The sequence below is a fragment of the Streptomyces sp. NPDC050287 genome (assembly GCF_044459385.1).
GTDB lineage: Bacteria > Actinomycetota > Actinomycetes > Streptomycetales > Streptomycetaceae > Streptomyces.
This window is the reverse complement of record NZ_JBITIY010000014.1, coordinates 107061-122708: the sequence shown is the minus strand read 5'-3', so window position 1 is coordinate 122708 and position 15648 is coordinate 107061. Positions and strand designations below refer to the sequence as shown.

The window sequence follows — 15648 nt, the reverse complement described above, 5'->3', positions numbered from 1 at the left end:
CACGACCGCAGAGGCGAGAAGATGGCACGCGGCAAGCTACGGATATACCTCGGCGCGGCACCGGGCGTCGGCAAGACGTACGCGATGCTGTCCGAGGCGCACCGCCGTATCGAGCGGGGCACCGACTGCGTCGTGGCCTTCGTGGAGCACCACGACCGGCCGCGCACCGAGGTGATGCTGCACGGCCTGGAGGAGGTGCCGCGCAAGGAGCTTGAATACCGCGGCGGCGTCTTCACCGAGATGGACGTGGACGCCGTGCTCGCCCGGCACCCCGCGGTGGCCATCGTCGACGAGCTGCCCCACACGAACATCCCCGGCTCGCGCAACGTCAAGCGGTGGCAGGACGTCGAAGAGCTGCTCGCGGCCGGGATCGATGTCGTCTCGACGGTCAATATCCAGCACCTGGAGTCCCTCGGTGACGTCGTCGAGTCGATAACCGGCGTCCGGCAGAAGGAGACCGTCCCGGACGAGGTGGTGCGCCGCGCGGACCAGATCGAACTGGTCGACATGTCACCGCAGGCGCTGCGCCGCCGCATGGCGCACGGCAACATCTACAAGCCGGACAAGGTGGACGCGGCCCTGTCCAACTACTTCCGGCCCGGCAACCTGACCGCGCTGCGCGAGCTGGCGCTGCTGTGGGTCGCCGACCGGGTCGACGAGTATCTGCAGGAGTACCGCAGCGAGCACCGGGTGTCGAAGATCTGGGGCTCGCGCGAGCGGATCGTGGTCGGGCTGACCGGCGGCCCCGAGGGCCGCACCCTGATCCGCCGGGCCGCGCGCCTGGCGGAGAAGGGCGCCGGCGGGGAGGTGATGGCCCTCTACATCGCCCGCAGCGACGGCCTCACCTCCGCCTCGCCCAAGGAACTGGCCGTCCAGCGCACCCTGGTGGAGGACCTCGGCGGCACCTTCCACCACGTCGTCGGCGACGACATCCCCGCTGCTCTGCTGGACTTCGCGCGCGGCGTGAACGCCACCCAGATCGTCCTCGGTGTGTCCCGCCGCAAGAGCTGGCAGTACGTCTTCGGTCCCGGCGTCGGTGCGACGGTGGCCCGCGATTCGGGGCCCGACCTGGACGTCCACCTGATCACGCACGACGAGGCGGGCAAGGGACGCGGCCTGCCGGTGGCCCGGGGTGCACGCCTTGGCCGCTCCCGCGTCATCTGGGGCTGGCTCACCGGCATCGGCGGTCCCGCACTGCTCACATTGCTGCTCACCCACGTCGACGCGGACCTCGGCCTCACGAACGACATGCTGCTGTTCCTGACGCTGACGGTGGCGGCTGCCCTGCTCGGCGGGCTCTTCCCGGCGCTCGCCTCGGCGGCGGTCGGCACGATGCTGCTGAACTGGTACTTCACTCCCCCGGTCCACCGCATCACGATCGCCGATCCCAAGAACATCCTGGCTCTGGTGATCTTCGTGGGGGTGGCGGTCTCCGTGGCCTCCGTCGTGGACCTGGCGGCCCGCCGCACCCACCAGGCGGCCCGGCTGCGCGCCGAGTCGGAGATCCTCTCCTTCCTCGCGGGCAACGTGCTGCGCGGCGAGACCGGCCTGGAGGAGCTGCTGGAGCGGGTCCGCGAGACCTTCATCATGGAGTCGGCGGCCCTGCTGGAGCGCACGAGCGACGTCGAGCCGTGGACCTGCGCGGGCCGGGTCGGCCACGGACGGCCGGTGGAGCGGCCGGAGGACGCCGACGTGGACATGCCGGTCGGCGACCACATGTCGCTCGCCTTGTCCGGCCGCGTGCTGCCCGCCGAGGACCGCCGCGTACTGGCCGCCTTCGCCGCCCAGGCCGCCGTCGTCCTGGACCGCCAGCGCCTGCAGTCCGAAGCGGACCAGGCCAAGGAACTGGCCGAGGGCAACCGCATCCGCACCGCCTTGCTCGCCGCGGTCAGCCACGACCTGCGCACCCCGCTCGCCGGGATCAAAGCCTCCGTCACCTCCCTGCGCTCCGACGACGTGGAGTGGTCCGAGGAGGACCAGGCCGAACTCCTCGCGGCGATCGAGGAGGGCGCCGACCGCCTCGACCACCTGGTCGGGAACCTGCTGGACATGTCCCGCCTCCAGACCGGCACTGTCGAGCCGCTGATCCGCGAGGTGGACCTGGACGAGGTCGTCCCCCTGGCACTCGTCGGCCTCCCCGACCCCGAGTCGGCCGTGACCCTGGACATCCCCGAGACGCTGCCGATGGTCGCCGTCGACAAGGGACTGCTGGAGCGCTCCGTCGCCAACGTCGTCGAGAACGCGGTCAAGTACAGCCCGGACGGTAAGCCGGTCGTCGTATCGGCCAGCGCGCTCGCCGACCGCGTGGAGGTGCGCGTCGTAGACCGGGGCCCGGGCGTCCCGGACGAGGCCAAGGACCGCATCTTCGCGCCCTTCCAGCGCTACGGCGACGCCCCCCGCGGCAACGGTGTGGGCCTCGGCCTCGCGGTCGCGCGCGGCTTCGCCGAGGCCATGGGCGGCACCCTCACCGCCGAGGACACCCCCGGCGGCGGCCTCACCATGGTCCTCACCCTCCCGGCCGCCCCCAGCCATGCCCCCACCCCCACCGCCGTGCCGGCGACGGCCCCGTCGTAGCTCCGTAGACGGTGTTCGTTGCCGGAAACCGGCAAGCCGTGCGCCCAGGCGGTGCGCATCAGCGATCTGTCAAAGGTGCACCCGAACGGGTCGGCCGCCGCAGAGCCCGAGGTCGGCGGACCGCGATCAGCCGGGCGGCTGCCGGTGATGGCGAGCGTTCTCCACCATCGTCCGCGCGCATCACCCCACCGCCGGCTGCCCCGTCTCAATCCCTTCCAGGCTCCATCAGGCCACGACGCCCCGCGTCAAGTGGCCGCACATTGCGCAGCCGACCACCTCGTCCACGCGGCCGGTTGCCGCACAGCCGGTGCACCGACAGATCCAGCGCTCGCGGAGCCGTGACGTGGCGGCTCCCGACGGCTGGGGTCACGCTGGAAGGACGGCGCACGGGCGGCGACGACGGGAATCTCCTGGAGGTGTCATGAGCAGTGCGGACGGGCGTGGGGCGATCGTCGTGGGCGTCGACCCCGATCCCTCGAAGCGGTTGGCGCTCGCCTGGGCCGTCGATGAGGCGGATCGCCGTGGCCTGCCGGTCCGGCTCGTTCACGCCCAGGGTGTGCCGACAGGTGGATACCGCACGGGCGAGGCACGGCCGTCCTGGGAGGAGTGGAACCGAACGCTGCACGAAGCGGGTGCCGAGACCCTCAAGGAGGCGGTCGCCTTCGTCGAGTCCCGACGGCCGACGGTGGAGGTGTCGACGGTGCTGGCGGAAGGAGAGCCGGCGTGGGTCCTGCGCGAGGAGGCACGAAACGCCTCCCTGGTGGTGGTGGGCTCCTGGCATCTGAGCACCCGGCGCGAAATGTTCACCTCCGCCTCCGTGGCGCTCCCGCTCTCCGCCCACGCTCCCTGCCCGGTCGTCGTCGTTCCGGATCCGGAGCACGTCACCCAGGATCCCGCTTACTTCGTCGTCGGCGTCGACGGCAGTCCGCATGCCGCCGCGGCGGTGGACATGGCATTCGAGGAAGCGGCCCTACGCGGAGCAGTCCTCAGGGCCCTGTATGTGTGGCATCCACCGCTCCTCGGTGTCCCCGACGAAGACGCCGCGGTGCGGGAGTGCCGCCGCGTGCTGTCCGAGACGGTCGCGGGTCGCACCGCGACGCACCCGGGAGTGGAGCTGCACCACGAAGTCGTCCTCGGCCACCCCGTGCGGGTCCTGACGGAAGCCTCGGAACACGCCTTGGGGCTGGTCGTGGGAACGCGCGGGCACGGGGGGTTCACGGGCATGCTGCTGGGCTCGGTGAGCCAAGGAGTACTGCACCACGCCCACTGCCCCGTCATCGCGGTGCCGGTGTGAGAAGGCGCCGAACGGCCCCCTCCCCTCCCAAAGGCACCCCGCTCGACCGGAGAGGTTCCGCCGGAACCGAGAACTAGGCACCGTACGGGCTCGGGTGATGCGCACCGTGCCTGATCCGGCGCTCCTGCTCCGCGCCGGTGAGCGAGATCCTGCTCGTCTCGCACAAGGCGACCGAGCAGGAGATCCACGCGGCGTTCCAGTGACCGCCGGACACGGAACTCTCCGCAGCGTGCAGCCACCGCTCGGCGGTCCGAGCCGCCCAGCGCGGCCGGACCCCGTCCTCATGTTCGGTCTGCTTCAGTCGAGTCCGCCCCCGGGCCGGCAAGGTCAGCCCGGTGTGCGATCAGCGTTGTGGACCTGTCCGAGGCCCGGTTGGAAGCCGCCGCCCGCGTGGGGGCCGACGCCGCCGAGGTGCCGGGGAAGATGATCGCCGAGCTGTCCGAGGGACCCGGCGCCGATGTAGCCATCGAGGCATCGGGCGAACCGGACGGCTTCGCCCTGTGCAGTCAGGCCGCCCGGAGCGGAGGGCACATCGCCAACATCGGGACGCACGGCAGACCGGCCACGTTGCACCTTGAGTCCCTGTGGCGGAAGAACAACCTCCACGGTCACCCCAGCGGACACACGGACCGCCGTCTGCCGTCAGTCCGGCTCCATGTAGGGGCGGCGGAAGACCGGAGCCTGACCTGTGCCCCAGGGGCGTACGGTTGCCAGCGCACGGGCGACCGCGGACTCCAACGGGCCACTGGTGTCGACGGGGACGGCCTCGGGCCACGCGGGCTCCCGGGCCGCCATGGCGGTGGCGATGCCAAGGTCGGCGTCGGACGGCCCTGAGGCGCGCGCCCTCAGACGGACCGCTGACACGTCGTCCGGTACGTGGCAGTGCAGGGCGACCAGGTCCGCGCTGGTGCGTGCGGCCACGAGCTGTGCCGCTTCCCGCTGCGCCTGGTCGGACCAGGTGGCGTCCAGCACGACGGACTCGCCGACGGACAACAGGGCGGCTGCCCGGTCGAGGAGGGTTGCGTAGGTTCTGGCGGTCCACTCGGGTGTGTACAGCCCTTCGCCGTAGCCGGCCGCCGCGGACTGCTCCGCGGGAATGCCCGCCAGTTCCTTCCGGACGCGGTCGCTGCTGAGCAGGGTGACCCCCAGCCGGTCGGCCAGCGCACCGGAGAGGGTGGACTTCCCACTGCCCGGCAGCCCGCCGACAACGGTCAGGCCGACGGCGGAGGTACGCAGGTGGCGCAGCGTCGTCGAGACCAGCCTGCGTGACGCCGCCTGCGCGCCCGGTGCGCCCTGACCGGCCTGGATCAGTGAGACCTTGGCACGGACGAACGCGCGGTAGGCGACGTAGTGATGCCACAGCGACGCGGGGGCTGGATCGCCGGAGTACTCGCCGTACTGCGCGAGGAAGTAGGCGGCGGCCTCCGGGGCGCCAAGCTGCTCCAGGTCCATCGCGAGGAAGGCGGCGTCGTCCAGGCCGTCGACGTAGCGCAGCCGGTCGTCGAACTCGAGGCAGTCCAGCACGCGGGGGCCGTCGTCGAGGCAGAAGATGTCCTCGGCGAGCAGGTCGCCGTGGCCGTCGACCACCCGTCCTTGCTCGATACGGGATGCGAACAACGGCTCGCGGCCGGCGAGATAGCGGCGCACCAGTTGTTCCGTCTCCGCCACCCCGTCGGGCACGGAGCGGTCGTCGGCCAACGCGTGCACCTGAGCGAAGCTGGCCTCCCACCGGGACGACAGGGCGTCCCGCGTGCCCTGCTCGTCTGCCTCCGGGCTCCGGGGGGCGTCCGCGTGCCACCCGGCGAGGTGCCGGGCGACGGCCCGAAGGACGTCGTCCAGTGCGGCTCTCTCGCGTACCAGACGGGAGAGGCGCCGGTCCGCCGGCATGCGCCGCATCACCACAAGCGGTTCGGACGTCTCCGCCCCGGGGCTGCGGAACTCGCCCAGGCCCAGGTAGACGTCGGGGGCGAAGCGTCGGTTGAGAGCGACTTCGCGTTCGCACGCGGTCAGCCGCGCGGCCCGCGTGGTGTAGTCCAGGAAACCCAGGTTCACCGGCTTCTTGACCTTGTAGGCGCGGTCACCGGCGAAGAACACGATCGCGGTATGCGTCTCGCACACCTCCGCGCGCGGCGGCGGCTCGCCGTCATGCCGTGCCCCGGACCCGTCCGCCCCGGGTACCGACCGAACCGTCCTCCCCCTGCTGCCGCGCTCAGTCATGGGGGACGACGGCGACGGGACAGCGCCCGTGATGGATGGCGGCGTGGGTCACGTGGCCCAGGTGGGGTGCCACGTCGTGCCGGTGTGCGTGCCGGCCGACGACCAGCAGCGCGGCTCCTTCGGAAGCATTGATGACGGCCTTGGCGGGGGTCTCGTGACGAATGGTGTCGGCGGTGTCCACCTGCGGGTACTTCTCGCGCCAGGGGCGGAGGGCCTGGGTCAGCTCCCGTTGCGCCTCCCGCGTCGTCCCTTCCGTGACGACGTGGTCCACGCCCCAGGGCACGCGCGCGTGGAGCGGCACGCTTCGGCCGTGCACGGCCAGGAGCGGAATCTCCCTGACCGCGGCGGCGTGGAAGGCGAAGTCGAGCAGGTCGTCGCTGGATCCGTGGAGTTTCAAAGCCACGACCACACGGCTCGCCGGCGCCGGCTGCGCCGTCTCGTATCCGATGCGGACCAGGACCACCGGCCGTTCCGTCCGGGCCACGACCGGCATGCTGACGTCGCCCAGGAAGTAGCTTCCGGCGGAGTCCAGCCCCCGTGAGCCGAGCACGATCAGCTCGGATTCCGACGCCGCCTGGAGCAGAGCCTTCCGGGCGTCGTCGGCCACCAGGCTCCCGATGACGGTCAGACCCGGGTGGCGGGTTTCCAGTTCCGCGCGCGCGGTGTGGACGAAGCGCTTCGCCCAGTAGTTCTGATCGACTTCCGAGGGGACGCGGGCCGGTTCCGGCGCCAGCAGTGGCCACGCGTGCAGCAGGCGCAGCGTGAGTTTGCGCTTGTCGGCCTCGTCGGCGGCCCAGCGGGCAGCGGCGAGGCTCTCGGGTGAGCCGTCGAGGCCCACGGTGATGACTGGCTGCATGGCGGCGGCCTCCGTCTCGTACGAAGCTGGATACGACGGTGTGTGACGGTGAGCGAGTCCGATGGCGTGCATGCTCCGGACGTCGCCGACATGCCGAGCGCGGTGCTTCTCTCCTTCGAGGAGTACCCCCATCTCCTCCCCGGCGCATGTGGAACCGAAGAGGAGACGGGGCCCGTGGCACCCGCCACGAAAGGAGACAGGTGCGGTGGCGATTCCCTTGGTGGTCGGCATCGACGGTTCCGAATCGAGCCTGGAGGCGGTGGACTGGGCCGCCGACGAGGCAGCCCGGCACGGTCTGTCGCTCCACCTCGTGCATGCGGCTGCCGGTGACCGTGAGCCTTCCGACGTGATCAGTGCCGCATCGGAGCGCGCCAGGGAAAGAGATCCCACGGTGCGGCTGTCGAGCGAGGTGCTGCACGAGGACGCCGCCGTTGCCCTCGTCGACAGGGGACGTAACGCCTTCGCGCTGGTTCTCGGGTCCAGAGGGCTCGGAGACCTCGCCGACATGCTCCTGGGCACGGTCAGCCTGGCCGTGGCCGCCCGAGCGGACTGTCCGGTCGTCGTGGTGCGAGGTGCCACAGAGCACAGGAACGGCCGGTTCGGGCACATCGTCGTCGGTGTCGAGGAAGGGGAAGGCAGCGGCACAGCCTTGCAGTTCGCGCTCCGTGAGGCTCAGGTGCGGAGCTGCCGTCTGACGGCGGTGCACGCCTGGAACCCGTCGTCCAGGGTTCTCACCCCTCGGCCGGCTCCGTCGTGGTACGCCCTGGAGGCCCATCGGCGCCCGCCGTCCCAGGTACTCGACGACGCCCTGCGCGGCATGACCCATCGGTATCGCGACGCCCGGGTGAATCCCGAGGTGATCGAGGGCCCGGCGCGCCGAGCATTGCTGGACGCGGCGTCGGCGGCGGACCTGCTGGTCGTCGGCGCACGCAGAAGACAGGGGCACCCGGGGCTGCAGCTGGGTCTGATCAATCACGCGCTACTGCATCACGCGCCGTGCCCCGTCGCGGTCGTCCCCCAGATATGACTCGCGGTCTGGGCGTGCATGCGCTTTGTCGGACCGGAGAAGGTTCGCGCAATGGGACGCCGAGTGGGGCCTGGTGGAACCCCGGTGGTCCGCGCGTTTCCGTCTGTGACGAACTCAGGGCCGACCAGACGGCGAGGAGGCGACAGGCGATGTCCGAAGCGACAACCGTCGATCTGTACGAAGTCACGATGGCCATGTCCTACCTGCGAGAGGGGATGACCGGCCCAGCCACCTTCAGCCTTTTCGTCCGCGACCTTCCTCCGGAGCGGGGATTCCTGGTGGCGGCGGGGCTCGAGTCGGCACTCGACTACCTGGGCGACTTTCATGTGGACCAGGAGGACGTCGACGCCTTCGCCGCAGCCCTGCACCGGCCTCAAAAGGATCTTGAGCCTCTACTGGGCCTGACGTTCAGCGGCCGGGTGCGGGCGGTGCCGGAGGGGCGGATCGTGCTCGCGGGTGAGCCGCTGCTGGAGGTGACCGCACCGCTTCCGCAGGCGCAGTTGGTCGAGACGTATGTGCTCAACCAACTCAGCCATCAGACGACGATCGCTTCGAAGGCCGCGCGCTGTGTGCTCGCGGCGGCCGGTCACCCGGTCGTCGACTTCTCCTTGCGGCGCTGCCACGGTCCGCAGGCGGGCTTCCAGGCCGCTCGCCTGGGCGCCATGGTCGGCTTCGCCGGGACCAGTAACGTAGCCGCGGCCACCGCTGAGAGCATCCCCGCCGTCGGCACGATGGCCCACTCCTTCGTGGAGGCGTTCGCCTCGGAGGAGGACGCGTTCCGCGCCTTCGCCCGGTCCCACCCCGGCCCGGTGACCCTGCTGGTGGACACATACGACACCGAAGAAGGAGTCCGCGTCGCGGCACGCGTGCTGCGGGACCTCGACCGCGGACCCGGCTCAGCCATACGTCTGGACAGTGGCGACCTCGGAAGCCTTGCGGCCCGGGCCCGTTCCCTCCTCGACGACGCGGGCCTGACGGACGTGCGGATCATCGCCAGTGGCGGTCTCGACGAGTACGCCGTGGACGACCTGGTCCGCTCCGGGGTGCCCATCGACGCCTACGCCGTCGGCACTCGCGTCGGGGTCTCCTCGGACGCCCCGTACCTGGACTCCGCGTACAAAATGGTGGAATACGACGGTCGGCCGGTAATGAAGTTGTCGTCGGCGAAAGTGACCGCACCCGGCCCCAAGCAGGTGTTCCGGCGCGCGGCATACGCCGACGTCATCCGTCTCGCCGACGAGCAGTCGACCGACGATGGCAGCCCCATGCTGGAGACCGTGATGCGCGGCGGGCGCCGTATCGGCAGCCGGCCCACGCTCGGCGACTGCCGGGAGAGATTCATCGCGGACCTGGCCGGACTACCGCCGGCCGCCCGCCGCACTCGGGCCCCGGTCGCACCCCGCGCGACGAACTCCGAACGGTTGGGCGCTCTCGCCCGCGACGTCCGTCGCCGCATCGACGCGCGGACGTCGGCTGCCTACGTACCCCCGGGCCCGGAGCAGGCCGCGTCCGGATCGCATCGGTCCGTACCGAGGTGAGGAGAGAAGTGATGCCGCATACGTTGGAATGGAAGGTTCGTCTTCATCTGTTCGAGGACGACGAGGGAACGACCAAGGCACATCTGATCCTGGACACCGGCACCGCTGAGCTCACCGGTCACGGCACTGCCCACTGCCATCCGGCGGACGCGAACGTGCCGGAGATCGGCGACGAACTGGCCGCGGGCCGGGCCATGAACGACCTGGCCCGGCAGCTGCAGAAGACCGCCGAGCGCGACATCGAAGGCATGGGCGCACCCTCGCGACAGACGCACGGGCGGGAGACCGCCGGGTGGCCCACGTGACCGATGGCGACACAGCACCCCCAGGCAGAGGTGAAGGAGGGATCAGCCGCGGTGAGAACCGGCTGAGCCGGTCGGCGGCTGACCGGGAGCCAGGAGGCAGGTCCCCCCGACCCACCCCGCTACCGGCCCTGCCCTTCACCCCGCGATCCCCGGCTGGTCGGCCCTGTGCAGCCGCCCGGCGCGCGTGGCACGTTGGATACAGCACTCCTCCAAGGAGAGGGCGGACGTCATGCGAGCTCACCTGGGCGATCACCTCGTCATCGAACGCACGACGACGGGCGCCATCAAGCGCGACGGGGAGATCGTCGGACTTCATCACGAGGACGGAACGCCGCCTTATGACGTGCGCTGGTCGGACACGGACGAAGTGACGCTCGTGTTTCCCGGGCCCGACGCACACATCCACCATCTCGAACACGGCCTGTCCGCAAGCGCCTACGCCGCCTCGGACCCTGACACGGCCGAGGCAGAGGCCACGCCGGGCCGGACACCCGGCCCCGGTGACATCGGTCGACGCGTGGCCGTCGAACGCCACAGACAGCGAGTCAGCCGCGAGGAGACGGCCCGCCGCGCCCGGATGTCGCCCGGCTACCTGGAGTATCTGGAGGAGCGGCCCGCCGACCCGAGTGTGGCAACCCTCATCAGGCTCGCCGACGCGCTGGGGACCACGGTCACCGCCCTGCGCGGAGGAGGAGTGGATCTGCCACCCGGCCAAGGACAGGCGCTGCTGCATCCCCAGCTGCGAGACATGGACCCGGAGGAATGCCGCACGTTGCTCTCCACCCATGGCGTGGGGCGCATCGCGGTCTCGGCGGGCGACGGCCGCCCAGCGGTCGTGCCGGTCAACTACGACGTCGTCGATGACGCGATCGTCTTCCGGACGGCGCCGGGCTCCACCCCCGCGGCATCCGTCGGAACCGAGGTCGCCTTCGAGGTCGATCACATGGACGAGGCGATGAGTCAGGGCTGGAGCGTGCTCGCCGTCGGCCCCGCGAGCTCGGTGACGGACCCTGAGGCCGTACGCCGGCTCACCGATCAAGCCCACACCACCCCTTGGCCGGGCGGTGAGCGTGAGTTGTGGGTGTCGATCCGGCCCGTCCACCTCACGGGCCGCCGCATCACTCCGGCCGATGGGTGACCGGGCGCCGACCAGGCAAGAGCGGTCTCGTCCCCAGGGCTCTCGAAGGGGGTTCCGATGGGCCAGCCAGCACCATCCGACGAGTGGGTGGCCGCCCGGGTACACGACGCGGTGGCCGCCCCGTCGATGCACAACGCACAACCCTGGCGCTTCCGATATCTGCGGCGCAGCCGCGCTTTCGAGGTGTGGGCCGACCTCGAGCGCACCATGCCACATTCCGACCCCGACGCCCGCGGCCTTCATCTCAGCTGCGGAGCCGCTCTGTTGAACCTGAGGGCCACCATCGTCCACGAGGGCTGGCATCCGGAAACCCGGCTGCTGCCCAACCTCGCCGACCGGGCACTCCTCGCAAGCGTGAGACTGGCCGGCCGTACCAACGACGAGAGCGGCCTCGGCGCGCTGTATCCGGCGATCCGCCGGCGGCACAGCAGCCGCTTCCCCTTCGAGGAGAGACAGATCCCCGAGGCCCTGCGGGAGGCTCTCGGCGCGGCCGCTCGCATCGAGGGAGCCACACTGACGTTCCCGATCTCATGGCATCTGTCGGAGGTGCTGGAACTGGTTCAGGAAGCCGAGGCACGCAACATCACCGATCCCAGCAGCGACCAGGACCTGACCCGGTGGACGCGTATCGACGCCCCGTCCGTCAGCACCGCCGACGACGGAGTCCCGCACTACGCCTTCGGACCGCGCAAGCGCGGGGGCAAGGCGCCCATGCGCGACTTCGCGGGCCCACGGCAGGTGGCGGGACGTGACGCGGCGGATTTCGAGCAGAACCCTCAGCTTGCTCTCATCAGCACGGATCACGATCGCCCGGAGGACTGGCTTCGCGCCGGCCAGGCGATGGAACGCGTCCTGCTGCTGGCCTGCCGCGAGGGCCTCTCCAGCTCCTTCGTGACCCAGCCTCTCGAATGGACGGACTTGCGCTGGCCATTGCGCGACCCCGTGACCGGCACGGGCTACACGCAGATCCTGCTGCGTCTGGGCTACGGCCCCACCGGTCCCGTCACGCCGCGCCGCCCTGTGTCGGAGGTACTCGACATCGAAGCCTGACCCTGGACTGTCCACGGCCGGGGTTCACGCCCAGACGCCGGAGTGGACCGTAACCCCGGCAGCGGTCTGTGCTCGGCGGTCACGGAACATCGCATCGCTCACAATGGCGGGGTCCCCGGTATGTGCCAGGTCCTTGAAGAGCGCCGGGTGGTTGGTCGGGCCGTAGGTCTCCAGCAGCGTCGCGACCCGCCACATCGCAACCCGCCGACGGCCGACCGATCCGAGCGCCCGCCTGTATGTCGCGGCGGCGCGCAGGCGGTGCGACGGTATTCAGAGGGGGGTTTGTCAGCAACGGGACGGAAGGCGGTGGCCCCGATGGAGCTCCCGCTGGTCGTGGGCGTCGACGGATCGGAATCCAGTCTGCTGGCGGTCGACTGGGCGGTGGACGAAGCGGCCCGCCACGGCCTGTCGCTGCGGCTCGTCCATGCCTCCCGAAAGAGCCGGGCCCTCCCTCAGCACCGATCGTCCCGCCGGAGAGGTCATGGGCTTCAGGCGAGGCCCGAGGCGTTCGCCCTGGTCACGGACGCTCGTGGGCGCGGCGAAGTCGCCGGGCTGTTGCTGGGGTCGGTCAGCCTCACGGTGGCGGCTCGCGCCATGTGCCCGGTCATCGTCGTCCGAGGCGAGGAGCGCAACCTTCGGGGGTCCGTCGGCCGGGTCGTGGTGGGCGTCGGCGATGCGACCGGCGGCACGGGTGCCGTATGGTTCGCCGCCCGCGAGGCCGAGGCGCGGGCATGCGCCCTGACCGCCGTACGGGCCTGGCGCAGTCCGGTTCACGAGCCGGACTCACCTCCCGCAGCGTCCGTCCCGGGGGACCCCCGGCTCGCGGCGGACGCCGCCGTGGCACCCGAGGAGCAAGTCTCGGCCAGCCTCGACGATGCGCTACGGGAGGTCGTGCGGGAGCACCCTCAGGTCGATGTCAGCCGCCGGGCGGTCGAGGGCCCCGCCCACCGAGTACTGCTGGAGGCATCGGCCGAGGCCGACCTGATCGTCGTCGGTGCTCTGCGCCTGCACGGGCACTTCGGTCTGCAGCTCGGCAGTGCTGCCCACGCCCTGCTGCACCACTCCGCTTGCCCGGTCGCCGTCGTCCCTCATCGGGTCTGAGGTTCGCCGTGCAGGCCCGGCTCCCACGGCTTCCGATCTGAGGAGGGCGACGGATGACGGAGTGGACGTGGGAGTGGGACGGGTACGACCCGGCTGACGAACAGCTGCGGGAGTCGCTCTGCACGCTCGGCAACGGCTACTTCGCCACACGGGGTGCGGTACCCGAGTGCCGGGCGAGCCTGGTGCACTACCCGGGAACCTACGCGGCCGGATGCTACAACCGCGCGGAGTCGACCGTGGCGGGGCGACAGGTGGTGAACGAGGACCTGGTCAACCTCCCGAACTGGCTGCTCCTGCGGTTCCGCCTGCGCCGCCCCGATGGTGCGTGGGGCCCGTGGTTCTCCCCCCATCCGCACACCCTCCTGGACCACCGGCACACCCTGGATCTGCGCCGCGGCACACTCACCCGTGCCTTCCGCCACCGGGACGGGGAGGCAGGTGTGGTCGCCGTCGAGCAGAGCCGCCTCGTGCACATGGGTGATCCTCATCTGGCCGCGCTCCGGACGGTCTTCACCGCCGAGGACTGGTCGGGAGAGGTCGAGATCGAGTCCTGCCTCGACGGCGAAGTGCTCAACGGAAATGTGCACCGTTACCGTGCCCTCAACCACCGCCATCTGACCCAGGTGCGGACCGGGACGCCAGACCCCCACACCATCTGGCTGACCTGCCGGACCACCGCCTCCGACGTCAGTGTCGCCATGGCCGCCCGGACCGTCGTCACGGACCGGCCACGGGCCTCGCCGGAGTTCCGCCCAAGCCGCCGCCGTGCCGTTCACCGCCTGGTGGTTCCGCTCGCTCCCGGCCGTTCCGTCGCCGTGGAGAAGACCGTGGCGCTGTACACCTCACGCGACACGGCGATCAGCGATCCTCTCGGGGCGGCGGTCGACCGGGTGTCCTCGGCGGCGGACTTCGCGGGTCTGCTGAACTCCCACGTCGCGGCCTGGGAGCGGTTGTGGCGGCGCGCGGAGGTCCAGGTGCCTGGTGAGGCCGGGCGCGTCCTGCGCTTCCACCTCTTCCACCTCCTGCAGACGCTGTCACCGCACACGGCGGACCTGGACGTGGGCGTCCCGGCCCGGGGGCTGCACGGCGAGGCGTACCGGGGCCACGTGTTCTGGGACGAGCTGTTCGTCGTGCTGTACCTCAACCTGCACTTCCCGGAGGTCTCCCGGGCCCTGCTGAACTACCGGTACCGACGCCTCCCACGGGCCTGCCGGGCCGCCGCCGCGATCGGCCGGGCCGGGGCGATGTATCCCTGGCAGAGCGGCAGCGACGGCCGCGAGGAGACCCAGGAGTGGCACCTCAACCCCCGTTCGGGTCGCTGGCTGCCGGACCACTCCCGGCTCCAGCACCATGTGGGCTCCGCGATCGCGTACAACGTGTGGCAGTACTGCGAGGCCACGGGTGACACCGAGTTCCTGCACACCAGGGGCGCGGAGATGCTGCTGCAGATCGCCCGCTTCTGGGCGGACCTCGCGGTCTTCGATCCCGCGACGGAGCGCTATCACATCCGCGGAGTCGTCGGCCCCGACGAGTACCACGACGCCTACCCGGGCGCCGACCTGCCGGGGCTGGCGGACAATGCGTACACCAACGTCACCGCCGCATGGGTGCTCGGCCGCACCTTGGACCTCCTGCGGCGCCTTCCGGCCTGGCGCCGGCAGGAGCTGCGCGATCGCATCCGGCTGGGCGACGACGAACCTGCCAAGTGGGAGGAGGTCTCCCGACGGTTGTGGGTGCCGTTCCACCGTGGTGTCATCAGCCAATTCGAGGGGTACGACGATCTGGCCGAGCTGGACTGGGACGCCTACCGGGCGCGCTACGACAGCGTCCGGCGGCTGGACCGGATCCTGGAGGCCGAGGGCGACACGGTCAACCGTTACAAGGCGGCCAAGCAGGCCGACGTCCTCATGCTCGGCTACCTCTTCTCACCCGGCGAGCTGCGGCAACTGTTCGCGCGTCTCGGCTATGACCTGGACGACGAGGTCTGGCGCGGGACCGTCGACTACTACCTCCGGCGCACCAGCCACGGCTCCACACTCAGCGGCCTCGTCCACGGCCTGGTCCTCGCGAAGGCCAGACGGGCGGAGGCGTGGCAGTACGTGCAAGACGCTCTGGAGGCGGACATCGCCGATATCCAGGGCGGCACGACCGGCGAGGGCATTCATCTCGGGGCGATGGCCGGGACCCTCGACCTGGTCCAGCGCGGACTGACGGGACTGGAGACGCGCGAGGACGCCCTGTGGCTGGACCCCGTGCCGCTTCCTGCCCTCTCCGAGTACGGATTCTCGCTGCGCTATCGCGGCCACTGGGGGGTGCGCATACGGCGCCTGAGTGGGCAGCTGAAGATCGGCGTGCCCGACTCGGAGGAGTCGGCGATCCGCGTGGTGCTGGCGGACCGGGCCGTGACCGTGGCGCCTGGGGAAACCTGCAGGCTCGTTCTGGAGGCGGATGATCCGAGCGAATGAGCGTGGCGTACCCGCATCCGCACCGTCACGCACCGTACACGGCCTAGGCTCCAAGGCGGGTTTCCGTTTCATGCCAAGGGCCG

At 70.9% G+C, this 15648-nt stretch carries 11 protein-coding genes and 1 pseudogene; 10 read left to right on the top strand and 2 right to left on the bottom strand.

Annotated elements, in window-relative coordinates:
* The first annotated feature begins 21 nt into the window (after positions 1-21).
* From ACIBK3_RS37125 to ACIBK3_RS37115, 3 genes and pseudogenes are all read left to right on the top strand, one after another.
* A complete protein-coding gene (locus ACIBK3_RS37125; RefSeq protein WP_399372186.1) occupies positions 22-2574 on the top strand; it encodes an ATP-binding protein in 2553 nt (850 codons plus the stop codon).
* A 421-nt stretch (positions 2575-2995) separates the two neighbouring features.
* A complete protein-coding gene (locus ACIBK3_RS37120; protein ID WP_399372185.1) occupies positions 2996-3868 on the top strand; it encodes a universal stress protein in 873 nt (290 codons plus the stop codon).
* A gap of 333 nt (positions 3869-4201) precedes the next feature.
* Positions 4202-4465, top strand: a pseudogene (locus ACIBK3_RS37115) (zinc-binding dehydrogenase); the annotation flags it as partial.
* A 45-nt stretch (positions 4466-4510) separates the two neighbouring features.
* Here the strand turns inward: ACIBK3_RS37115 and ACIBK3_RS37110 are convergent.
* Together ACIBK3_RS37110 and ACIBK3_RS37105 are read right to left on the bottom strand one after the other, a co-directional pair.
* Positions 4511-5986: an AAA family ATPase gene (locus ACIBK3_RS37110; protein ID WP_399372183.1), complete on the bottom strand. Its 1476-nt coding sequence runs from the start codon at positions 5984-5986 to the stop codon at positions 4511-4513.
* Positions 5987-6077: 91 nt separating this feature from the next.
* Entirely contained in the window at positions 6078-6941 is an 864-nt protein-coding gene (locus ACIBK3_RS37105) for a universal stress protein (RefSeq protein ID WP_399372181.1), read from the bottom strand.
* A 205-nt stretch (positions 6942-7146) separates the two neighbouring features.
* On the opposite strand from ACIBK3_RS37105, the gene ACIBK3_RS37100 reads away from it, so the two are divergent.
* From ACIBK3_RS37100 to ACIBK3_RS37070, 7 genes are all read left to right on the top strand, one after another.
* Complete coding sequence (locus ACIBK3_RS37100; protein ID WP_399372179.1) at positions 7147-7968, top strand: universal stress protein; 822 nt, start codon at positions 7147-7149, stop codon at positions 7966-7968.
* Between the two features lie 149 nt (positions 7969-8117).
* Positions 8118-9506 carry a nicotinate phosphoribosyltransferase gene (locus ACIBK3_RS37095; RefSeq protein WP_399372177.1) on the top strand — a complete coding sequence of 463 codons (1389 nt, stop codon included), beginning with the start codon at positions 8118-8120 and terminating at the stop codon, positions 9504-9506.
* Between the two features lie 11 nt (positions 9507-9517).
* A complete protein-coding gene (locus ACIBK3_RS37090) occupies positions 9518-9811 on the top strand; it encodes a DUF1876 domain-containing protein (RefSeq protein ID WP_399372176.1) in 294 nt (97 codons plus the stop codon).
* A 229-nt stretch (positions 9812-10040) separates the two neighbouring features.
* Positions 10041-10949 (top strand): pyridoxamine 5'-phosphate oxidase family protein, encoded by a 909-nt coding sequence (locus ACIBK3_RS37085; protein WP_399372175.1) that lies wholly within the window; start codon positions 10041-10043, stop codon positions 10947-10949.
* A gap of 57 nt (positions 10950-11006) precedes the next feature.
* A complete protein-coding gene (locus ACIBK3_RS37080; protein ID WP_399372173.1) occupies positions 11007-11999 on the top strand; it encodes an Acg family FMN-binding oxidoreductase in 993 nt (330 codons plus the stop codon).
* A 315-nt stretch (positions 12000-12314) separates the two neighbouring features.
* On the top strand, positions 12315-13100 hold the full coding sequence (locus ACIBK3_RS37075) for a universal stress protein (RefSeq protein WP_399372172.1): 786 nt from the start codon (positions 12315-12317) through the stop codon (positions 13098-13100).
* A gap of 53 nt (positions 13101-13153) precedes the next feature.
* Positions 13154-15565, top strand: a complete 2412-nt coding sequence (locus tag ACIBK3_RS37070) for a glycoside hydrolase family 65 protein (RefSeq protein WP_399372169.1) — start codon at positions 13154-13156, stop codon at positions 15563-15565.
* The last annotated feature ends 83 nt before the right edge of the window (positions 15566-15648 follow it).